The organism is Streptomyces sp. NPDC091387, from assembly GCF_044756945.1.
GTDB lineage: Bacteria > Actinomycetota > Actinomycetes > Streptomycetales > Streptomycetaceae > Streptomyces.
Window position 1 is genome coordinate 22466 of the sequence record NZ_JBIVTZ010000021.1, and the last position, 21506, is coordinate 43971.

Sequence of the window (21506 nt, forward strand, 5' to 3'; positions counted from 1 at the left end):
CCCCTCGAACTAATCCTCGCCAGCGGATTTGCGGCCGGCTCATTGGTACCTTCAGTACGGAATAGAAGCCTTGAAGCAGACGGATGAGCAACGCGTCGATAGTGGTAGCCCGCCATGTATCGAAGGTGGCACCGCCTCGCCCCCACCTGCCCCGATGAACAACGCCCTCGCCCTTTCGCTCCATCTTTCAACTCACTTCTATGTGAGACCGCGCATACTCAATCTCGAACCACACAAGAGAGGCGGTGCGGGGGATGAGACTGGCGGAGCCGGTGGGAATTGCAGCCGCAGCGCTGTGGCTTCCCGAGGGGCGAGACCGGGCCGACCGGGCGGTACAGGAAGGCCGACTGAACGAACGTCATGCCAGAGACCTGGGCCATGTGGACCTGCCCGCAGCCGTGAACGAGGCGGCACCCGACATGGCCGTGTACGCCGCTCTCGAGGCTCTGGATGCGGCTGGGATCGGTTCCAAAGAACTCGATCTGACGTTCCACGCAAGCATGTACTACCAGGGTCATGACCTGTGGTCGCCCGCGCACTACATCGCCCACCAGATCGGCGCCGAGCGGGCCCTGCCCATTGGCATCCAGCAGGTCTGCAACGGGGGCAGCAGCGCCGTGCAGCTGGCAGCGTCCTATCTCACTGCGTCCCTCGCCTCCAGCTCTGCTCGCCCGCACTGCGTCCTGGTGACCACCGCAGACCGGTTCACCGCGCCGGGCTTCGACCGCTGGGCCAGCGACTACGGCGTGGCTTACGGCGATGGCGGGACGGCGGTCGTGCTGACCGCACCGGCCGGCGACGAGGAGTTGCTGCTGCTTTCGATAGCCAGCACCGCCTCTGCGGAGCTGGAGGAGATGCACCGGGGAGCCGACCCCTTCGCTCCGGTTTCCCGTGGCGTACGAGAGCGGGTGGACATGCGAGTCACCAAGCGTGCTTACCTGCGCACGCATGGCGGCGAGAAGTTCGTCGCCGCCAATCTCCGCGGCATCCGCACGGTCGTCAGCGAGGCTCTCGTGGATGCCGGCATGCACCCGCACGACCTCCGCCTGCGGTATGCGGTGCTGCCCCGCTTCGGTCACAAGACCCTGCGGGACTCGTGGCTGGCCGTGCTGAGCGAGCACACCTCCGCCGAACCGCTGGACTACGGGCGCGCCACCGGCCATCTGGGTGCGGGGGACGCTGTAGCGAGCCTGGCCGATTTGCTGCGCACCAAGGCACTCGCCCCGGGCGAGGCAGCTCTCGTGTTCAGCGCCGGCGCTGGTTTCACATGGTCCTGCCTGGTGGTCCAGGCCCCGGATCGCTGAACCCTGGCGGCGAGCGCATGACATCGACTCCCAAGCACCCATGCGAAATGACAGGACCAAGGAAAGGACGGGCGGACAACGTGTCACGATCGGTGTTCATCACAGGAGCGAATCGAGGAATCGGTCTCGCCGTGGCCCGCATTATGGCGGCGGACGGCGACCGGGTCGCCATCGGCCATCGTGGTGGCGATGTCCCCGAGGGGCTGTTGGGGGTGCGCTGCGAAGTCACTGACCAATCCTCAGTGGACGCGGCATTCGAGACCGTCGCCCGCGAACAGGGTCCGGTCGAGGTCCTTGTAGCCAACGCCGGGATCACCCATGACACGCTGCTGCTGCGGATGAGTGACGAGGCGTTCGACGAGGTGGTGGACACCAACCTGCGTGGAGTGTTCCGCACCGTGCGGGCGGCGTCCGCGGCCATGCTGGCGCAGCGGCGCGGCCGGATCGTGCTCCTCTCCTCCGCTCTCGGCTTCCTCGGCTCGCCCGGCCAGACCAACTACGCGGCCACCAAGACCGCTCTGCTGGGCTTCGGCCGCTCGCTGGCCTGGGAGCTAGGATCGCGCGGCATTACCGTGAATCTCGTGGCGCCAGGCATCATCGAGACAGACATGACCAAGGGCCTTACCGACCGCCGGTTGAAGGACACCATGAGAATGACGCCTCTCGGCCGCCCGGGCACCGACCGGGAGGTAGCCGCCGCGGTGCGCTTCTTGGCCAGCGAGGAAGCAAGCTACGTCACGGGCGCGGTGCTGCCCGTCGGCGGCGGCATCGGCATGGGCATCTGACCTCTCGGGCTCTGGCTACTCGGGGCTCCGGCCTCCTACCTGCCGACGTCGTCGCACCAACCCACCACACTCCCGGTCCAGGCAGCGGCCGGGGCAGGCACCCCCCTGCCCCGAGTCAGTGCCCACCTGCGGCGCCTGGGCCGGGCACTGAACCTTTTCCATCTTGATCAGCCGGCGAGTTCGAAGGCGACGACGGCTCGGACGATGGTTGCGATAAAGAGCGGGAGCCGCCATAGCCCTCGAAAACCCTGGGCGGCCAATCCTGCTGTCAGCACCGCCGTGCTGACACGTCAGCACGGAAAGCCCGGACAAAAGAACCCTCCGACCGCGTTTAGGCAGGTCAGGGGGGTGCCTATAAGTGGAGCCTAGGAGATTCGAAACCCCTGGCATCTGCCGTGCGAAGTACGTCTGCGTAACGGAGGCGGGGCTCTGTCAACCGCTTGGCCTGCCTCTCGGAGGGGATGGATACGGTGGGCGGGATCTGCGCCGAAGGCCACGTGGATGTGTACCACGAGCCGTGAGAGGCTGATCCGGGCGGAAGTGTTGTCGGGACCCTACAGATGAGGCTCTCCGCCCGCCGAATGCGACTCGTGAGGTTCGGCGGTGGCCGATGGGTGGCCGGACGCCTTTGGACGGCGCAGCACGAGGTGTCGGCGTCCAGCACAGCGCAGGTGCTCTGATCAGGTACAACAGTATCCCGCAGCATCAGCCGTCACCACGCAACACGAACGCTCACGGTCTCGTAATGCGTAGGTCTCGCTACCCGACGCGTGTACCGGTTGCACTCCGTACTCGACAACGGTTAGGGCGCATGGTCGTCCTGGAGGCACCGCGCATTCCTCAAGAACGCGGCAAAGCAGGGACATCCCAGGGACTTTTCAGGGACTTTCACGTCTGTCCCAGGGAGGTTCCAGGGACTTTCCGCCGCGTAAGCAGGGAAGGCCCTGACAGCGCTGAAAGACCAAACGCGCTGGTCAGGGCCCATCTTCCTAGCACTCGATGATGTTCACCGCGAGCCCGCCCCGCGCCGTCTCCTTGTACTTGACGCTCATGTCGGCGCCGGTCTCCTTCATCGTCTTGATGACCTTGTCGAGGGAGACCTTGTGGCTGCCGTCGCCGCGCAGCGCCATCTTCGCCGCCGTGACGGCCTTGACCGCCGCCATGCCGTTGCGCTCGATGCACGGGATCTGGACGAGGCCGCCGACCGGGTCACAGGTCAGGCCCAGATTGTGCTCCATGCCGATCTCGGCGGCGTTCTCGACCTGCTCGGGGGTGCCGCCCAGCACCTCGGCGAGCGCGCCCGCGGCCATGGAGCAGGCGGAGCCCACCTCGCCCTGGCAGCCGACCTCCGCGCCGGAGATGGAGGCGTTCTCCTTGAACAGCATGCCGATGGCACCGGCGGCCAGGAGGAAGCGGACGATGCTGTCGTCCTTCTCCGCCTCGGTGGCGCCGCCGGCCGCGAAGTTCACGTAGTAGTGCAGCACCGCCGGGATGATGCCGGCCGCACCGTTGGTCGGGGCGGTGACGACGCGGCCGCCCGCGGCGTTCTCCTCGTTGACCGCCATCGCGTAGAGGGTGATCCACTCCATCGCGTGGGTCTGCGGGTCGCCCTCGGCGCGCAGCTGGCGGGCGGTGTTCGCGGCGCGGCGGCGGACCTTGAGGCCGCCGGGCAGGATGCCCTCGCGGGACATGCCGCGGGACACGCACGCCTGCATGGAGCGCCAGATGTCCAGCAGGCCCGAGCGGATCTCGTCCTCGGTGCGCCAGGCCCGCTCGTTCTCCAGCATCAGGGAGGAGATCGACAGGCCGGTGTCCTGGGCGAGCCGCAGCAGCTCGTCGCCGGTGCGGAACGGGTTCTTCAGCACGGTGTCGTCGAGGACGATCCGGTCCTCGCCCACCGCGTCCTCGTCGACGACGAAGCCGCCGCCGACCGAGTAGTACGTCTTCTCCAGGAGCGGGGCGCCCTCGTGGTCGTACGCGAAGACCGTCATGCCGTTGGCGTGGTACGGCAGGGCCTTGCGGCGGTGCAGGATCAGCTGCTCGTCGGCGTCGAAGGCGATCTCGTGCATGCCGAGGAGGTTGAGCCGGCCGGTGGAGCGGATCTCGGCGACCCGGTCGTCGGCCGTTTCGACGTCCACGGTACGGGGGGACTCGCCCTCCAGGCCGAGCAGGACGGCCTTGGGGGTGCCGTGGCCGTGGCCGGTGGCACCGAGCGAGCCGAAGAGCTCGGCGCGTATCGAGACGGTGTGGGCGAGCAGGCCCTCGTTCTTGAGGCGGCGCGCGAACATGCGGGCCGCGCGCATCGGGCCGACCGTATGGGAGCTGGACGGGCCGATGCCGATCGAGAACAGGTCGAAGACCGAGATGGCCACGGGTGACTCCTCAAAAGCGCTGGTAGACGCCGTTGTCTGCCGGGTGGTGCGGTACGGGCCGGGTCGGCCCGAAGAGCGGGGGACAAGGGATGGGGCACCACGCTCACTGTTCAGTGTGCGTGGTGCCCCGCCCCGACGTGCAAACGCGCAGGTCCGGACTACAGACCGGGGTACAGCGGGAACTTCTCGGCGAGCGCGACGACGCGGGCCTTCAGGTCGTCCGCGTCGTAGGACGGCTTGAGGGCGGACGCGATGATCTCCGCGACCTCCGCGAAGTCCTCCGTCCGGAAACCGCGGGTCGCCAGCGCCGGGGTGCCGATCCGCAGACCCGAGGTGACCATCGGCGGCCGCGGGTCGTTGGGGATGGCGTTCCGGTTGACCGTGATGCCCAGCTCGTGGAGCCGGTCCTCGGCCTGCTGGCCGTCCAGCTCGGAGTTGCGCAGGTCCACCAGGACCAGGTGCACGTCCGTGCCGCCGGACAGGACGGAGACGCCGACCTCGGTGACGTCCGGCTGCACCAGACGCTCGGCGAGGATGCGGGCGCCGTCCAGGGTGCGCTGCTGGCGCTCCTTGAACTCCTCGGTCGCCGCGACCTTGAACGAGACCGCCTTGGCCGCGATCACGTGCTCCAGCGGGCCGCCCTGCTGACCCGGGAAGACCGCCGAGTTGATCTTCTTGGCGAGCTCCTGCGTCGACAGGATGACGCCACCGCGCGGACCGCCGAGGGTCTTGTGCGTGGTGGTCGTGACGACATGGGCGTGCGGCACCGGGCTGGGGTGCAGACCCGCGGCGACCAGACCGGCGAAGTGCGCCATGTCGACCATCAGGTACGCGCCGACCTCGTCCGCGATCCGGCGGAAGGCGGCGAAGTCCAGCTGACGCGGGTACGCGGACCAGCCGGCCACGATCAGCTTCGGCTTGGACTCCTTGGCGAGGCGCTCGACCTCGGCCATGTCCACGACGCCGGTCTCGTCCACGTGGTACGGGACCACGTTGTACAGCTTGCCCGAGAAGTTGATCTTCATGCCGTGGGTCAGGTGACCGCCGTGGGCCAGGTTCAGGCCCATGATCGTGTCGCCCGGCTTCAGCAGCGCGAACATCGCGGCGGCGTTGGCCTGTGCGCCGGAGTGCGGCTGCACGTTCGCGGCCTCGGCCCCGAAGAGCGCCTTGATGCGGTCGATCGCGATCTGCTCGATCACGTCGACGTGCTCGCAGCCGCCGTAGTAGCGGCGGCCGGGGTAGCCCTCGGCGTACTTGTTGGTCAGGACGGAGCCCTGGGCCTCCATGACCGCGACCGGAGCGAAGTTCTCCGAGGCGATCATTTCGAGGGTGGACTGCTGACGGTGGAGCTCGGCGTCGACAGCGGCGGCGACGTCCGGGTCCAGCTCGTGGAGGGAGGAGTTGAGAAGCGACATCAGGTGGTCCCTTGGGGTCTCAGTTACCGGAGAACGCGGTGTACTCGTCGGCGGAGAGCAGGTCCCCCGGCTCCTGTGCGACGCGTACCTTGAACAGCCAGCCGCCTTCGAACGGTGCGGAGTTCACCAGCGAAGGGTCGTCCACCACGTCCTGGTTCGCGGCCGTGATCTCGCCGGTCACCGGCGAGTACAGGTCGCTGACCGACTTGGTCGACTCCAGCTCACCGCAGGTCTCGCCCGCGGTCACCGTGTCGCCGACCTCGGGGAGCTGGGCGTAGACGACGTCACCGAGCGCGTTGGCCGCGTACTCCGTGATGCCGATCGTGGCCACACCGTCCTCGACGGCCGACAGCCACTCGTGCTCCTTGCTGTACCGCAGCTGCTGGGGGTTGCTCATGACCTGAATTCTCCTGTACGCGGGGGAGTGCTGATGAACGATGGTCTTACGGTGTGAGACAGGACCGCGTCACGTACGCGGTGCCCTGTTCCGCCTGCGGACTACTTCTGGCGCTTGTAGAACGGCAGCGCCACGACCTCGTACGGCTCGTGGCTGCCCCGGATGTCCACCGCGACGCCCTCGGTGCCGGGCGTGGCGTGCGCGGCGTCGACGTACGCCATGGCGATCGGCTTGCCGAGGGTGGGCGACGGGGCGCCGGAGGTGACCTCGCCGATGACCTGGCCGCCGGCGACGACGGGGAACCCGGCGCGCGGCACCCGGCGGCCCTCGGCGACCAGGCCGACGAGCTTGCGGGGCGGGGCGGTCTCGGCGCGCTCGGCGGCGGCCTCCAGGGCCTTGCGGCCGACGAAGTCGCCCTCCTTCTCGAACTTCACGACCCGGCCGAGCCCGGCGTCGAACGGGGTCAGCCCGGTCGTCAGCTCGTGCCCGTACAGCGGCATGCCCGCCTCCAGGCGCAGCGTGTCGCGGCAGGAGAGCCCGCAGGGGATCAGGCCGCGGGAGGCGCCGGCCTCGGTCAGCGCCCGCCACAGCTGCTCGGCGTGCCCGGGGGCGACGAACAGCTCGAAGCCGTCCTCGCCGGTGTAGCCGGTACGGGCGATCAGCGCGGGGACCCCGGCGACCGTGCCGGGCAGACCGGCGTAGTACTTCAGGCCGTCCAGGTCGGCGTCGGTGACGGCGGCCAGGACGGCGGGGGACTCGGGGCCCTGGACGGCCAGCAGCGCGTACGCGTCGCGGTCGTCGCGCACCTCGGCGTCGAAGCCCTCACCGCGGGCGGTCAGCGCGTCCAGCACGATCTGGGCGTTGCCGGCGTTGGCGACCACCATGTACTCGGTCGCCGCGAGCCGGTACACGATCAGGTCGTCCAGGATGCCGCCGTCCTCGGCGCAGATCATCGTGTAGCGGGCCCGGCCCACCGACACGGTGCCGATGTTGCCGACCAGGGCGAAGTTCAGCAGATCCACGGCGGCCGGGCCGGTGACGGTGATCTCGCCCATGTGGGAGAGGTCGAAGAGGCCGGCCTTCGTGCGCACGGCGATGTGCTCGTCGCGCTCACTGGCGTACCGCAGGGGCATGTCCCAGCCCGCGAAGTCGGTCATCGTGGCGCCCAGCGAACGGTGCAGGGCATCGAGGGCGGTGAGACGGGGGGCGGTGCTCATGGATATGGCTCCCAGGGCATGACGACGAGGACGATCCCTCCCCATCTGTCATCGGAACCTGAGAGGTTCGCCGAGAGGCCCCGGAGGGGTTCGGCTTGCACCTTGGGTGGAGCCGCTGGGCGACTCGCTTTTCAGATCTGCCTCATCCACGCGGTACGGGGCCTGAGAGATTCAAGGGAGGATCTTGCTCCTTCGGCGCCCGGCCCGGAGGCCGGAACTCTCCCGCGCGGATTCAAGCGGCCTTTATGCAGTTGGCCGGGCCATCATCGCACGCATCGCCCGGCAGTGGGGCGCCGGTACCCCACCGGATCCGGCGGGTCGCAAGCTTGTGTCGCATTACCTTTTCTTTACACTTCTTGGCAGGTGTGGGTCGGCCGACAGGGGGATGGCGATGACGTTGCAGCGGTACGCGGCGACCGCGGGGGCCACGCGGGGCGCACTGCCCGCACAGCCGGGTGCGCCGGCCCGGGAGACGCGGGGCCCGCACGGACCCGTCGTACGGGATCTGCGGGGCCGGTCCGGGCGCAGCCCGCGCGCCCTGCACTTCGTGGCGGGCGATGTCGTGGTGGTCTCCGGGCTGCCGGGCAGCGGCAAGTCGACCCTGATCAGGCGGGCCGTGTCCGCCCGCGTCATCGACTCCCAGGACACCAGGGACCGCTGGGCCGGTCTGCTGCCGGGCTTAGTCCCGTACGCCCTCTACCGCCCGTTCGTCCGCGTCGCCCACTACTGGGGGCTGTGGCAGGTGCTGCGCTCCGGCGCCTCCGTCGTCGTCCACGACTGCGGCACCCAGGCCTGGGTGCGCGGCTGGCTGGCGCGTGAGGTCCGGCGGCGCGGCAGCGTCCTGCACCTCGTCCTGCTCGACGTCACCCCGCAGACGGCGCGGGCGGGTCAACTGGAGCGCGGGCGCGGCGTCTCCGGATACGCGTTCGCACGGCACCGCAAGGCTCTGCGGCGGCTGCTGCGGGACACCGAGACGGGCACACTGCCGCTCGGCTGCGTCTCGGCGGTGCTGCTGGACCGCGAGGCGGCGGCGCTGCTGACCCGGATCACCTTCGCGGACGCCGGGGGCGAGAACCCGTAGCGCGCCGTCCGATGCCCGGGCAACCGGCGCCCGGCGCTAACCTCTTGCTGCACGGCACGGGGCGAGAGAGGGAAGCAGTGGACATTCCGGCACAGGGTCACATCATCCCGCAGGGCGGATGGCCGGCCAACGAGCTCGAAGAAGTACTGGGCGCCTCGCTCGGCAGCCCGGAAGCGGGCGGCCGGCTCGTGGAGGTGCTCGGCCGCAGCCACCTCTGGGTGCCGCTGCCCAACGGCGGCGGACCGGACGCCGCCGATCTGGACCTGCCGACACTGGAGATCGACGGCGCCGCGTACGTCCCCGTGTTCAGCTCCGAGCAGCAGTTCCACAGCTGCGTCGGCGCCCCCATGTCCTTCGCCGTGGCGCCCGCCGTCGAGTTCGCCCGCGGACTGCCCCCGCAGCTCGGCATGGCGGTGAACCCGGGCGGCGCGGTCGGCATGCCGCTCCCGCCGCCCGCCGTCGCCGCACTCTGCCGGGCCGGACGCACCCTCCTCGACGGACCGTCCGGCGGCGGCCGGGTCCGGCTGTACGAGCCGGACTGGAAGGAGGAGCCCGTCGACTTCCTCGCCGCCGCGGCCGCTGAGTTCGAGGAGAGCGGGGTCGTGCTCAGCGCCCGCAGGGCCCTGGCCAGCATCGAGGGCGGCGACCCCGTCCTCTTCGTCGGCGTCGAGTTCTCGACCTGGGACGGTGCCGGGCGCAACGCCCCCATGGACGCGCTCGGCCGCGCGCTCGGCCGCGTCGAGCTGCCGTGGCCGGTCAACCTGGTGCTGCTCGACGTGACGCAGGACCCGGTCGCCGACTGGATGCGGGAGAAGGTCCGGCCGTTCTTTCAGCGCGCCGGCGCGTAGCGCCGCCCCTCGCACCGCACGGAGACGGCTGCGGCCCATGACGTCAAGTCGGTGTCAGGACCGGCGCCTAAGCTGGTTTGATGGCTGGTGCCTCGGCACCGCGCCGTACCCGTGTGCCCCGGGAGCGGCAGGCCGACACAGTGGATCGAAGAGGGGCGGGACCCAGGGTGAGTGCGTCAGGCACGGGGGCGGCCGATGGGGTGTCCCCCGGTCGAGCGGAGCCGAGGGCTCGGGGAAGCGTCGAGCACATGCTGAGCCAGGTGACACCCGGGCGCTACGACGCGTACGAGGCCCTGCTCCAGGCCCTGGCCGCCGACCGGATCTGGATGCTGCTCTGGCACGGCCGGGCCGGTTCGCCCGACGCCCAGTACGGCAACATGGAGATCGACGGCCTCGGCTACGCCCCCTGCGTCACCTCCGCCCAGGAGCTCGCCGCCAGCGGCTGGAACCGCGCCCATGAGGTGGTGGGCGGCCGTGACATCGCCCGCGCCCTGTTCCCCGACCGCTGGGGCATCTGGCTGAACCCGCACGCCCCCGGCGGCGGTGTGGGCATCCCCTGGCTCGACCTGCGCCGGATCGCCACCGGCCTCGACCGGATGCCCGCCGGTCCGCTGCGGATCAGCGACCCCGCCGTCGAGACCCCGCAGTTCTACGCCCAGCTGACGCAGAACGCCCACCACACCCCGGCGATCCGCTCGCTGCGCCGTGCCTGGGTGCAGCCGGCGCTCGGCGTCCCGTACCTCGCCATCGGCCTCGATCTGTACGACACCAGCCAGCCGTCGGTCGACGCGGTGCGCGCGATGATGCAGCAGTCGATCGGCACGGTCCCGGAGGGGCTGCCGGTCTCCACCGTCGCCATGTCCGACGAGTACGACCCGGTCGCGATGTGGCTGCGGGGCAACTCCCGCCCGTTCTACGACCGCGAGTCGCACGCCCCGGCCGGGCGGAGCGGCGTCGTCGCTCCGGGTTACGGCTACCCGCAGGCGCCCGGCCCCGCCCCGCACGCCTACTAGGCCCGTCGGGCCCGCTCAGCGGAGCGGACAAAGGTCCCTCCGGCGGACAAGACAACCGCTGCGGTCACCCAAATAGCCACTCAATACGGCCTGTTGGGTGGCATGTCCGTTCTGGTGGATTAGCGGCCGAGTAGTCCGCTCACTCGATCAAGCTGTCCGGATAACGGAAGCTCACTGACCGCATCACGTTTGAGCAAACATTCCCCGTCAGGTCTGGCGGGTGATCGCAACCGCGTTGAAGACTCCCGGCTAGTGGGGATCGTCGGCCCTTTGTACGAGGTTGCCCCGGCGGACATTCCGTGGACGCTTCAGACACACCAGACGCATCAGACGCTTTCAGCACTCAGGACATCAGCCGCACGGACGTGCGCGGCTGGTGCGCGCCAGGCCGTTACCGCGGCGAGCAAGGGCCGGCCACCGCCGGCGGGAGGGGTCAAAGGCACTGTGACCGCACCGATCGAGACCACCGGATCGGCTGCCGAGGCTCAGCCGGAGGCAGTACTCACGGGGGTCAAACAGAGCCAGATCGAGGGCCGTTCGCTCGGGCAGATCGCCTGGACGCGCTTCAAGCGCGACAAGGTGGCCGTTGCCGGCGGCATCGTTGTCATCCTGCTGATCCTGCTCGCCGTGCTCTCCAAGCCGATCCAGGCCGTCTTCGGTCTGGACCCCAACGCCTTCCACCAGGAACTCATCGACCCCGCGCTGCTCGCCCCCAAGGGCGACTGGGGCGGCATGAGCTGGAGCCATCCGCTCGGCGTCGAACCGCAGTACGGGCGCGACATCATGACCCGGATCATCGAGGGCTCCTGGGTCTCCCTCGTCGTCGCCGTCGGCGCCACCCTGCTCTCCGTGGTGATCGGCGTCTTCTTCGGTGTGGTCTCGGGCTTCTACGGCGGCTGGGTCGACACGATCATCAGCCGCATGATGGACACCTTCCTGGCCTTCCCGCTGCTGCTGTTCGCGATCTCCATCTCGGCGGCGCTCCAGGACGGCGCGTTCGGCCTGACGGGCCTGCCGCTGCGGATCGCGGTACTGATCTTCGTGATCGGCTTCTTCAGCTGGCCGTACATGGGACGTATCGTCCGCGCCCAGACGATGAGCCTGCGCAACCGTGAATTCGTCGAAGCGGCCCGGTCGCTGGGCGCCCGCGGACCCTTCATCCTCTTCCGGGAGCTGCTGCCGAACCTGGTGGCACCCGTTCTGGTCTACTCCACGCTGCTGATCCCCTCGAACATCCTCTTCGAGGCCGGTCTCAGCTACCTCGGGGTCGGTATCGCCCCGCCACAGGCCTCCTGGGGCGGGATGCTCACCAACGCGATCGACTTCTACCAGAACGACCCGATGTACATGATCGTGCCGGGCGTGGCCATCTTCGTCACGGTCCTGGCGTTCAACCTGCTGGGAGACGGGCTGCGCGATGCCCTCGACCCCCGCAGCAAGTAGTGCCCAAGGTGCGCGTCACAACGACGTGCGACATGCCATGGCAACCATCGATTGAGGGGAATTTCCTCAGGTGAAGACCAGAAAAACGACAGCGGTGGTTGCCACGGCTGTGGTCCTGATGCTGGGCGCCTCCGCGTGCAACGGCTCCAAGGACGACAACGGCGGCGGCGGCGACAAGGGCGGCTCCGGCACCACTGACGCCGCGCTGACCTCGATCGTCAACAAGTCGGAGAAGAAGGGCGGGACGCTCAAGCTCGAACTGTCCGACGAGCCCGACTCCCTCGACCCCGGCAACACGTACTACGGCTGGGTGCAGAACTTCTCCCGCCTGTACGGCCGTTCGCTCACGTCGTTCAAGCCGGCCGCCGGCAAGGACGGCCTGGAGGTCGTCCCGGACCTCGCCGAGGGCCTCGGCAAGGCGAGCGCGGACGCGAAGACCTGGACGTACAAGCTCAAGAAGGGGCTCAAGTACGAAGACGGGTCCCTGATCACCTCGAAGGACGTCAAGTACGCCGTCGAGCGCTCCAACTTCGCGCCGGAGGCCATGTCCAACGGCCCGACGTACTTCAAGTCCCACCTCATCGGCGGCGACAAGTACAAGGGCCCGTACAAGGACAAGAACCCGGACGGCATCGCCTCGATCGAGACGCCGGACGACAGCACGATCATCTTCAAGCTGAAGGACGCCTTCGCGGACTTCGACTACCTGGCGACCTTCACGCAGACGGCCCCCGTGCCGGCCGCGAAGGACAAGGGCGCCGACTACGTGAAGCACATCATCTCCTCGGGCCCGTACAAGTTCGAGTCCTACGAGGAGGGCCGCAGCGCGACCCTCGTCCGCAACCCGAACTGGGACCCGAAGACCGACCCGCTGCGCCCGGCCCTGCCGGACAAGGTGACGATCCGGTTCAAGGTCAAGCAGGAGACGGTCGACAACAACCTGCTCGCGGACAACATCACCGCTGACGCCGCCGGTACGGGCGTCGCCCCGGCGACCCAGCCGAAGGTGCTGACCAAGGCCGACCTGAAGAAGCAGACCGACAACCCGTACGCGGGTGCCACCTCGTACATCGGTCTCAACGTCAACGTGAAGCCGTTCGACAACATCCACTGCCGCAAGGCCGTGCAGTGGGGCATCGACAAGGCGTCGGTCCAGGCCGCCCAGGGTGGCGACCCCAAGGGTGATGTCGCGACGACGCTGCTGCCGCCGACCGTCAACGGCTACTCGAAGTTCGACCTGTACGAGACCGCCGGCCACAAGGGCGACGAGGCCAAGGCCAAGGACGAGCTGAAGCAGTGCGGCAAGCCGAACGGCTTCGACACCAAGATCTCGGCCCGCTCCGACCGCCCCGCCGAGATGTCCATGGTCACCGCGGTGCAGGCCTCGCTCAAGAAGATCGGCGTCAACGCCGAGATCAAGAGCTTCCCCACCGGTAAGTACTTCTCGAACTTCGCGGGCAACCCGAGCTACGTGCACGCCAACAAGCTCGGCATGATCATGAGCGCCTGGGGTGCCGACTGGCCGACCGGCTTCGGCTTCCTGGACCAGATCATCAACGGCGCGTCCATCAAGCCGTCCGGTGGCAACAACGTTCAGGAACTGAACGACCCGAAGATCAACAAGCTGCTCAACGAGGGCATCGCCAACACCGACACCGCCGCCCGTGAGAAGGCGTGGGGCGACGTCGACAAGGCCGTGGCCGAAGGCGCGACCGCCGTGCCGCTGATCTACCGCAAGAACCTGCTGCTCCGGCCGAAGTCCGCGACGAACGTCACGGTCACCCAGGCCTACCTCGGCATTTACGACTACCTGCTGATGGGTTCCGCCAAGTAGGAACGGCCCCGCTCCCCGGGCCGCGCACGCGCGGCCCGGGGAGCGGGCACCCGGGCCCGAGAATTGTCCTGAAAGGCAGGTGAAGGCACGGTGTCCGACCGGACGGGTTCCCCCCGGCAGACAGATACCGGCGCCGGATAGCTGTGGCTGCGTACATCATCCGACGCGTCTTCGGCGCGGTGCTGCTGCTGTTGATCGTCAGCGCAGTCACCTTCGCGATCTTCTTCCTCGTCCCCCGGATCGCCGGGCAGACGATGGACCAACTGGCAGCCCAGTACGTGGGCAAGGATGCCAATCCGCAGTCCATCCTCGCGGTCAAACAGAATCTCGGCCTCGACCAGCCGCTTTACATCCAGTACTGGCACTTCATCAAGCAGCTCTTCGTCGGCGCCGACTTCCAGTTCGGCCCCGAGGCCACGCACTGTGGTGTGCCCTGCTTCGGCTACTCGTTCAAGCGACACGTCGAGGTGTGGCCCGAGCTGACCGCACGCATCCCGGTCACGTTCTCCCTGGCGATCGGCGCCGCGGTGATCTGGCTGATCAGCGGTGTGGCGATCGGTGTCGTCTCCGCGCTCAAGCGGGGTTCGATCCTCGACCGCTTCTTCATGGCCATCGCGCTCGCCGGTGTCTCCCTGCCGATCTTCTTCACCGGCATGCTCGCGCTCGGTGTGTTCACCGTGCAGTGGCCGATCTGGGAGGGCGGCGTCAACTACGTCCCGTTCACGGACAATCCGCTGGACTGGGCGTGGAACCTGCTGATCCCGTGGTGTTCGCTGGCCTTCCTCTACTCCGCGCTCTACGCCCGCATCACCAGAGCCGGGATGCTGGAGACGATGGGCGAGGACTACATCCGAACGGCCCGCGCCAAGGGCCTCCGGGAGAGCCAGGTCATCGGCAAGCACGGTCTGCGGGCCGCGCTCACCCCCATCGTCACCATCTTCGGCATGGACTTCGGCCTGCTGGTCGGCGGCGCGGTCATCACCGAGACCGTGTTCTCCTTCCCCGGACTCGGCCAGTTCGCCATCAAGAGCGTGCAGGAGAGCGACCTGCCCATCGTGATGGGCGTGACGCTCGTCGCGGCCTTCTTCATCGTCATCTGCAATCTGCTGGTGGACCTGGTGTACGCCGCCATCGACCCCAGGGTGAGGTACTCGTGACCGAGGTTTCCAAGGCACAGACCGCGGCGGCCGGCGAGCCCGCCGCCGCGCGGGCCGGCGGCGACGAGGCCTTCCTCTCCGTACGGGACCTGCGCATCCACTTCAAGACCGACGACGGCCTGGTCAAGTCCGTCGACGGCGTCAGCTTCGACGTGAAGCCCGGACAGACCCTCGGCATCGTGGGCGAGTCCGGCTCCGGGAAGTCCGTCACCTCGCTCGGCGTGATGGGCCTGCACCGCACGGCCGCCAACGCCCGCATCTCGGGCGAGGTCTGGCTGGACGGCGAGGAGCTGATCGGCGCCTCCGACGCCCGGGTGCGCGAGCTGCGCGGCCGCAAGATGGCCATGATCTTCCAGGACCCGCTCTCCGCGATGCACCCGTACTTCAAGGTCGGCGCGCAGATCGTGGAGGCCTACCGGATCCACAACAAGGTCAACAAGAAGACCGCCCGCACCCGGGCCATCGAGATGCTCGACCGCGTCGGCATCCCCGAGCCGCACAAGCGGGTCGACGCCTACGCGCACGAGTTCTCCGGCGGTATGCGCCAGCGCGCCATGATCGCGATGGCGCTGGTCAACAACCCGGAACTGCTCATCGCCGACGAGCCGACCACCGCCCTGGACGTCACCGTCCAGGCGCAGATCCTGGACCTGATCCGGGACCTGCAGAAGGAGTTCGGCTCCGCCGTCATCATGATCACGCACGACCTCGGGGTCGTCGCCGAGATGGCCGACGAACTCCTGGTGATGTACGGCGGCCGGTGCATCGAGCGCGGGCCGGCGGAGAAGGTCTTCTACGAGGCCCAGCACCCGTACACCTGGGGCCTGCTCACCTCGATGCCGCGCATCGACCGTGAGCAGACCGAGCGGCTGATCCCCGTCAAGGGCCAGCCGCCGTCGCTGATCAACGTCCCGAGCGGCTGCGCCTTCAACCCGCGCTGCCCGTACGCGGACATCCCCAAGGACGACCTCACCCGCACGACGCGTCCCGAGCTGCGGCAGGTCGGCGACGGGCACTTCTCCGCCTGCCACATGTCGCCGGAGGAGCGGACCCGGATCTGGACCGAAGAGATTGCGCCGAAGCTGTGAGCGAGGCGAGTGATGTGAGCGACGTGAGCGAGAAGAAGGATCCCCCGGTGCTGGAGAAGGACGTGACGATCCCGGAGCAGGCCACCGCCTCGCGCGAGCCGCTGCTCAGGGTCGAGGGCCTGGCCAAGCACTTCCCGATCCGCAAGGGACTGTTCGGCCGGCAGAGCGCCGCGGTCAAGGCCGTCGACGGCATCGACTTCGAGGTGTACCCGGGGGAGACCCTGGGTGTCGTCGGCGAGTCCGGCTGCGGCAAGTCGACGATGGGCCGGCTGATCACCCGGCTGATCGAACCGAGCGCCGGCAAGGTCGAGTTCGACGGCCGCGACATCACGCACCTGTCCATGGGCAAGATGCGGCCGATGCGGCGCGACGTCCAGATGATCTTCCAGGACCCGTACTCCTCGCTGAACCCGCGGCACACGATCGGCACGATCGTCAGCGCGCCGTTCAGGCTCCAGGGCGTCGAGCCCGAGGGCGGTCTCAAGCGCCACGTCCAGGAGCTGCTGCAGCTGGTCGGGCTCAGCCCCGAGCACTACAACCGCTACCCGCACGAGTTCTCCGGCGGCCAGCGCCAGCGCATCGGCATCGCCCGCGCGCTCGCCCTGCGCCCCAAGCTCGTTGTGGCCGACGAGCCGGTCTCCGCGCTGGACGTGTCGATCCAGGCACAGGTGGTCAACCTGCTGGACGACCTCCAGGACGAGCTCGGCCTCACGTACGTGATCATCGCGCACGACCTCTCGGTCATCCGCCATGTGTCGGACCGGATCGCGGTCATGTACCTGGGCAAGATCGTCGAGCTGGCGGACCGCAAGTCGCTGTACTCGGCGCCCATGCACCCGTACACCAAGGCCCTGATGTCCGCGGTGCCGGTGCCCGACCCCCGGCGGCGCGGGGTGAAGAGCGAGCGCATCCTGCTCACGGGCGATGTGCCCTCGCCGATCTCGCCGCCCAGCGGCTGCCGGTTCCACACCCGGTGCTGGAAGGCGACGGAGATCTGCAAGACGCAGGAACCGCCGCTGATCGCGCTGAAGACCGGCCACCAGGTCGCCTGCCACCACCCGGAGAACGCACCGGACCAGGCACCCGGCCAGCCGGTTCTGGCCGAGGCCCGGGAAGCGGTCGAGCTGATCACGAAGGCAGGGTCGCAGCCCGCGGAGGCCGAGGCGTCCGAGGCCCCCGCCGAGGGCGGTGCCTCGCTCACCAGGAGCGACGCGGCCACCCCCGCAGAGGCAGCGGAGGACAGCCCCGAGCAGTAGTACCGGCACAATTGCCCGGTGCTCAACGAACTGTTCACCCCCTCCGTCCAGCATGCGCTCGACATCGTCGGGATCTTCGTCTTCGCGATCTCCGGCGCTCTGCTCGCCGTACGCAAGAACTTCGATGTCTTCGGCATCGCGGTTCTCGCCGAGGTCACCGCGCTGGGCGGGGGGCTGTTCCGCGATGTCATCATCGGGGCGGTGCCGCCCGCGGCCTTCACGGACCTCGGCTACTTCACCACCCCGCTGCTCGCCGCCGTCCTGGTCTTCTTCCTGCATCCGCACGTCGAGCGGATCCAGGTCGGCGTCAACGTCTTCGACGCGGCCGGGCTCGGGCTCTTCTGCGTCACCGGAACGGTCAAGGCGTACGACTACGGCCTCGGCCTGACCGCGTCGGCGGCGCTCGGGCTGGCCACCGCGGTCGGTGGCGGTGTGCTGCGGGACGTACTCGCCAACGAGGTTCCCTCGCTGCTGCGCTGGGACCGTGACCTGTACGCGGTGCCCGCGATCGTCGGGGCCGCGATGATCGTGCTCTGCATCCGCTTCGACGCGCTCAACGCCTTCACCAGCGGGGCCGCGGTGATCACGGCGTTCGTACTGCGGCTGCTGGCGCTGCGCTTCCACTGGCGGGCCCCGCGCGCCTACAACCGGCGCTCGGCCACGGCCGACGAGGGGTAGCGCGGACGCTCACCGTCTCACCGAGCCGTTCACCGAGCCGTTCACCGAGCCGTCTCACCGAGGCATCTCGCCGAGCGAGAAAAGCTACCGCTCAGTAATGGGATCGGTGTACCGTGCCTTCCATGGCACAGGCAGCAACGCAGGCGGCAGAGACCGCGCAGGCGACCATCGGCGACAGCGAGTTCGACCGGGACACCGCCGTCACCCTTCGCGAAGAAGGCGTCTACGACGCCGAGCTCTCCGCCGGCTGGACGATCATCCACGCCGTCAACGGCGGCTACCTGCTCGCGATGCTCGGCCGCGCGCTCGGCGAGGCGCTCCCGCACGCGGACCCCTTCTCGGTCTCCGCGCACTACCTCACCGCTTCCGTCCCGGGGCCCGCGGTGATCCGCACCCAGGTCGTCCGGACCGGCCGCACCCTCTCCACCGGCGAGGCCTCCCTCTTCCAGTACGCGGAGGACGGCACCGAGGTCGAGCGCATCCGGGTCCTCGCCACCTACGGCGACCTGGGCGCCCTGACCGACGACATCCGTACGTCGGCGAAGCCGCCCGCCATCCCGCCCCGCGAGCACTGCCTGGGGCCGGGCGACGGCCCGGCCCCGATCCCCGGCAGCTCCGCCATCACCGAGCGGCTCGACATCAGGCTCGACCCGGCGACGGTCGGCTGGGCCGTGGGGCAGCCGTCCGGCAAGGGCGAGATGCGCGGCTGGTTCGGCCTCGCGGACGGCCGCGACGCCGACCCGCTCTCGCTGCTGCTCACCGTCGACGCACTGCCGCCGACCTCGTTCGAGCTGGGGCTCAAGGGCTGGACCCCGACCATCGAGCTCACCACCCACATCCGCTGCCGCCCGGCCCCCGGACCCCTCCGCGTCTCCATCACCACCCGCAACCTCGCGGGCGGCTTCCTGGAGGAGGACGCGGACGTCTGGGACAGCGCGGACCGGCTGGTCGCCCAGTCCCGCCAGCTCGCCAGGGCGCCGCGCAGCTGACACCCGCGCAGGCCGGAACCGGGGGATGCTGGTGCGGTGAAGTCCGACCGGTTGCTCTCGATCCTGCTGCTGCTCCAGACCCGCGGCCCGGTCCCCGCGCCCGAGCTCGCCGAGCGCCTCGACGTCTCCGTACGCACCATCTACCGGGACGTGGAGGCGCTCTCCGCGTCCGGCGTCCCCGTCTACGCGGAACGCGGCAGGCACGGCGGGATCGCCCTGCTGCCCGGGTTCCGCACCGACGTCACGGGGCTGACCGCCGACGAGGCGCGCGCCCTGTTCGTCCTGGCCGCGGACGGCGCCCACGCGGCGCTCGGGCTCGACACGGCCATCGGCTCCGCGCTGCGCAAGGTGATGGCGGCGCTGCCCGCCCCGCACCGGCCCGCCGCCGAGCTGACCAGCCGCCGGATCCTCGTCGACCCGGTGCGCTGGATGAGCGGCCCGCGCGCCGCCGTCGACATCGCCGAACTGCACGACGCCGTGTTCACCGACCGGCGGCTTCGGCTGCACTACCGGCACAGCGGTACGCGGACCGGGCGCGCCTACACCGTCGATCCGTACGGCCTGGTGGTGAAGGCGGGCGTCTGGTACCTGGTCGCGGACCGCGACGGCGAGCCCCGGCTCTTCCGCGCGGACCGGGTGCGGCGGGCCGTCCTCACCCCGGAAGCGGTGGTGCGCAGGCCGGGGGTGGAGCTGGCGCAGGTGTGGGAGCTGCTGCGCCGCCAGGTCGAGGAACGGCAGGGCGGCGTGGTCCTGCTGGTCCGGGTGCACCGCTCGCGGCTCGATCTCTTCCTGCGGCTGAACGCGGGGGCGCTCACCGGGGAGCCGAGCCCCGAGGAGGGGGACGGCGAGTGGCTGCGGGCCGAACTGGCTGTGGAATCGGTGGAGTGGGCGCGCTCCCTGCTCTCCTTCGGCCCGAACGTCGAGGTCCTCGCACCACCCGCGGCGCGCTCCGTGGTCGCCGCGCACGCGGCCGCGGTCACGGCGCTGTACGCGGGTCCGGAGCCGGGGGAGTCCGCAGGAAGCGGGTGAGCGCCGCGGTCAGCTCGGCCGGGGCGTCCTCCTGTACGAGGTGGCCGGAGCCCTCGATGAGCCGCAGCTCGGAACCCGGCACGAGGGACGCCGGCTCATGGCCCCGGGCGACCGGGATCCAGGTGTCCTACTCCCGTACCGGCGCCCGGTGCAGATCGGGCGGCAACCGCCCGAAGACCTCCGGGTGTTCGCCGAGCAGCCGGTAGGCGGGCGAGCCCCAGGGCGCCAGCGCCACCGGGTCGGCCAGGGCGAGCCCGCGGTAGCGGGCGCCGTGCAGCAGATGGGCGCGCAGGGCGACGCAGCCGCCGAAGTCATGGGCGGCCACGGCGGGTTCGGACAGCTCCCAGTGGCCGAGGAGCTCGGTGAGCACCCGGGCCTGGGAGCCGAGCGAGACGTCCTGGCCCTCGAACCGGGCGGAGGCGCCGTACCCGGGCAGGGTCCCAGACGAACACCCGGTGGTCCTGGGCCAGCGCCCGCGCCACCCCGCGCCACCCCGCGCCAGACGTACGAGGAGAAGGGCGTGCCGTGCACGAGGACGACGGGCGGCGCGCCGGCCGGCCCCAGGACGGCCCAGCGGACCTCCCCGGCGGAGCTGTGGAAGGTACGGTCCAGGACCCGGTCGTCGGCGTTCATGGGCGCCACCCTGGGGGCCGCCCGGGGGCCGGGGCGCTTGGGCCGCACGGGCCGCTCGGGGTCAGGGGGCGTCGTCCAGCCAGTGCAGCCGGCCGAGCGTGACCAGGCGGAGCCGGCGCCGGGCGACCTCGGCCACCGTCCGTCCGCCGTCCGGGCCCGCGTCCAGCATCGCCGACGCGGTGATCACCATGTGGTCGACGTAGAGGCCGCCCAGCATCAGCAGGTCCTCCTCGCTCCAGCCCCGCGACTCCGGCTCCCCGGCGAGCGCCGCCGCCACCTCCTCGGCGAACAGCCGGAGCTGGGCGGCGATGGCCTCGCGGACCGGGCCGACCCCGCCGTGCTGCTCACGGGCGATGAACCGGAAGTGGGCGGGCTGCTCGCGGACATGGCGCGTTATCAGGCCGACGCTGCGGTCCAGCCGGACCTCGGTGTCGCCGGTCTCGGCGAGGATCGCGCCGATCATTCCGTGCAGGCTGCCCAGCGTCTGCTCGACGAGGGCCACCCCGAGTCCGGCGATGTCGTCGAAGTGCCGGTAGAAGGCCGTGGGGGTGACACCGGCGGCGCGGGTCACCTCGCGCAGTCCCAGGCTGCTCAGGCTCTGGTGCTCCAGCAGCCCGAGAGCGGCGTCCAGCAGGGCCTGGCGCGTCTTCAGCTTCTGGGTCTGGCGGATGCCGGCGGTGTGACTCATGCCATTCAGTAAACAACTGTTCTCCGGAACGCGGAAGCGAAGCGCGGGTCTAGACTGACAAGTCAGTGAACACTCGTGCTCTCAACTGTGGAAAGGCTGACCATGATCGTCCTCGTCGTCGCCCTGCTCCTGCTGGGGATCGTGCTGGGCGCGGTGACGCAGATCCCGCTGCCGCTGACCCTCGTCCTCGGCGCCCTGATCGGCTGCTGGCTGCTGGTCTTCGCTTTGCGCGAGCGGACGGGCGCGCGGCGCCGGTCCCGGTGACGGACGCCGCCCTCC

At 69.7% G+C, this 21506-nt stretch carries 19 protein-coding genes, 1 pseudogene and 1 riboswitch; of the genes and pseudogenes, 14 read left to right on the forward strand and 6 right to left on the reverse strand.

Translation table 11 applies throughout. The features are described from left to right. Positions 1 to 254 precede the first annotated feature (254 nt). On the forward strand, positions 255 to 1304 hold the full coding sequence (locus ACIQM0_RS33170) for a ketoacyl-ACP synthase III family protein (protein WP_401293940.1): 1050 nt from the start codon (positions 255 to 257) through the stop codon (positions 1302 to 1304). Positions 1305 to 1384: 80 nt separating this feature from the next. Continuing rightward, on the forward strand, positions 1385 to 2089 hold the full coding sequence (locus ACIQM0_RS33175; protein ID WP_401293942.1) for an SDR family oxidoreductase: 705 nt from the start codon (positions 1385 to 1387) through the stop codon (positions 2087 to 2089). Between the two features lie 989 nt (positions 2090 to 3078). Here ACIQM0_RS33175 and ACIQM0_RS33180 read toward each other — a convergent pair. From ACIQM0_RS33180 to gcvT, 4 genes are all read right to left on the reverse strand, one after another. Then, the gene (locus ACIQM0_RS33180) at positions 3079 to 4461 is read right to left on the reverse strand and encodes an L-serine ammonia-lyase (RefSeq protein ID WP_385026486.1); all 1383 of its coding nucleotides are present in this window, start codon (positions 4459 to 4461) and stop codon (positions 3079 to 3081) included. A 158-nt stretch (positions 4462 to 4619) separates the two neighbouring features. Next, positions 4620 to 5876, reverse strand: coding sequence for a serine hydroxymethyltransferase (gene glyA, locus ACIQM0_RS33185; RefSeq protein WP_363030449.1), 1257 nt, complete (start codon positions 5874 to 5876; stop codon positions 4620 to 4622). A gap of 19 nt (positions 5877 to 5895) precedes the next feature. Continuing rightward, positions 5896 to 6273: a glycine cleavage system protein GcvH gene (gene gcvH / locus ACIQM0_RS33190; protein WP_401293946.1), complete on the reverse strand. Its 378-nt coding sequence runs from the start codon at positions 6271 to 6273 to the stop codon at positions 5896 to 5898. Between the two features lie 101 nt (positions 6274 to 6374). Beyond that, positions 6375 to 7490, reverse strand: coding sequence for a glycine cleavage system aminomethyltransferase GcvT (gene gcvT / locus ACIQM0_RS33195; RefSeq protein ID WP_401293948.1), 1116 nt, complete (start codon positions 7488 to 7490; stop codon positions 6375 to 6377). Positions 7491 to 7631: 141 nt separating this feature from the next. Then, positions 7632 to 7725, reverse strand: a riboswitch (glycine riboswitch). Positions 7726 to 7881: 156 nt separating this feature from the next. Between gcvT and ACIQM0_RS33200 the strand changes: the two genes are divergently transcribed. From ACIQM0_RS33200 to ACIQM0_RS33250, 11 genes are all read left to right on the forward strand, one after another. Further along, positions 7882 to 8571 (forward strand): AAA family ATPase, encoded by a 690-nt coding sequence (locus ACIQM0_RS33200; protein ID WP_401293951.1) that lies wholly within the window; start codon positions 7882 to 7884, stop codon positions 8569 to 8571. 77 nt (positions 8572 to 8648) lie between these two features. Then, positions 8649 to 9419, forward strand: coding sequence for an enhanced serine sensitivity protein SseB (locus ACIQM0_RS33205; RefSeq protein WP_401293953.1), 771 nt, complete (start codon positions 8649 to 8651; stop codon positions 9417 to 9419). Between the two features lie 167 nt (positions 9420 to 9586). Beyond that, positions 9587 to 10432, forward strand: coding sequence for an enhanced serine sensitivity protein SseB C-terminal domain-containing protein (locus ACIQM0_RS33210; RefSeq protein ID WP_401293956.1), 846 nt, complete (start codon positions 9587 to 9589; stop codon positions 10430 to 10432). A gap of 444 nt (positions 10433 to 10876) precedes the next feature. Beyond that, the gene (locus ACIQM0_RS33215) at positions 10877 to 11875 is read left to right on the forward strand and encodes an ABC transporter permease (RefSeq protein WP_363030455.1); all 999 of its coding nucleotides are present in this window, start codon (positions 10877 to 10879) and stop codon (positions 11873 to 11875) included. Between the two features lie 118 nt (positions 11876 to 11993). After that, positions 11994 to 13709: an ABC transporter substrate-binding protein gene (locus tag ACIQM0_RS33220; protein WP_385353352.1), complete on the forward strand. Its 1716-nt coding sequence runs from the start codon at positions 11994 to 11996 to the stop codon at positions 13707 to 13709. A 143-nt stretch (positions 13710 to 13852) separates the two neighbouring features. Continuing rightward, positions 13853 to 14866: an ABC transporter permease gene (locus tag ACIQM0_RS33225; protein WP_401293959.1), complete on the forward strand. Its 1014-nt coding sequence runs from the start codon at positions 13853 to 13855 to the stop codon at positions 14864 to 14866. Then, positions 14863 to 15954 (forward strand): ABC transporter ATP-binding protein, encoded by a 1092-nt coding sequence (locus ACIQM0_RS33230; RefSeq protein WP_401293962.1) that lies wholly within the window; start codon positions 14863 to 14865, stop codon positions 15952 to 15954. The genes ACIQM0_RS33225 and ACIQM0_RS33230 overlap by 4 nt, the downstream gene beginning before the upstream one ends. A 47-nt stretch (positions 15955 to 16001) precedes the next feature. After that, positions 16002 to 17210: an ABC transporter ATP-binding protein gene (locus ACIQM0_RS33235; RefSeq protein WP_401294107.1), complete on the forward strand. Its 1209-nt coding sequence runs from the start codon at positions 16002 to 16004 to the stop codon at positions 17208 to 17210. An 18-nt stretch (positions 17211 to 17228) separates the two neighbouring features. Continuing rightward, complete coding sequence (locus ACIQM0_RS33240; protein ID WP_401293965.1) at positions 17229 to 17888, forward strand: trimeric intracellular cation channel family protein; 660 nt, start codon at positions 17229 to 17231, stop codon at positions 17886 to 17888. 122 nt (positions 17889 to 18010) lie between these two features. Beyond that, positions 18011 to 18877, forward strand: coding sequence for a thioesterase family protein (locus ACIQM0_RS33245; RefSeq protein ID WP_401293967.1), 867 nt, complete (start codon positions 18011 to 18013; stop codon positions 18875 to 18877). Between the two features lie 36 nt (positions 18878 to 18913). Beyond that, positions 18914 to 19906 (forward strand): helix-turn-helix transcriptional regulator, encoded by a 993-nt coding sequence (locus ACIQM0_RS33250; protein ID WP_401293969.1) that lies wholly within the window; start codon positions 18914 to 18916, stop codon positions 19904 to 19906. On the opposite strand, the pseudogene ACIQM0_RS33255 reads toward ACIQM0_RS33250, so the two are convergent. Then, positions 19854 to 20539 (reverse strand): annotated as a pseudogene (locus tag ACIQM0_RS33255) (alpha/beta fold hydrolase). The gene ACIQM0_RS33250 and the pseudogene ACIQM0_RS33255 sit on opposite strands and share 53 nt — an antisense overlap. Before the next feature lie 61 nt (positions 20540 to 20600). After that, positions 20601 to 21227, reverse strand: a complete 627-nt coding sequence (locus ACIQM0_RS33260; protein ID WP_401293971.1) for a TetR family transcriptional regulator — start codon at positions 21225 to 21227, stop codon at positions 20601 to 20603. Positions 21228 to 21302: 75 nt separating this feature from the next. On the opposite strand from ACIQM0_RS33260, the gene ACIQM0_RS33265 reads away from it, so the two are divergent. Further along, positions 21303 to 21491: a hypothetical protein gene (locus ACIQM0_RS33265; RefSeq protein WP_401294119.1), complete on the forward strand. Its 189-nt coding sequence runs from the start codon at positions 21303 to 21305 to the stop codon at positions 21489 to 21491. Positions 21492 to 21506 lie beyond the last annotated feature (15 nt).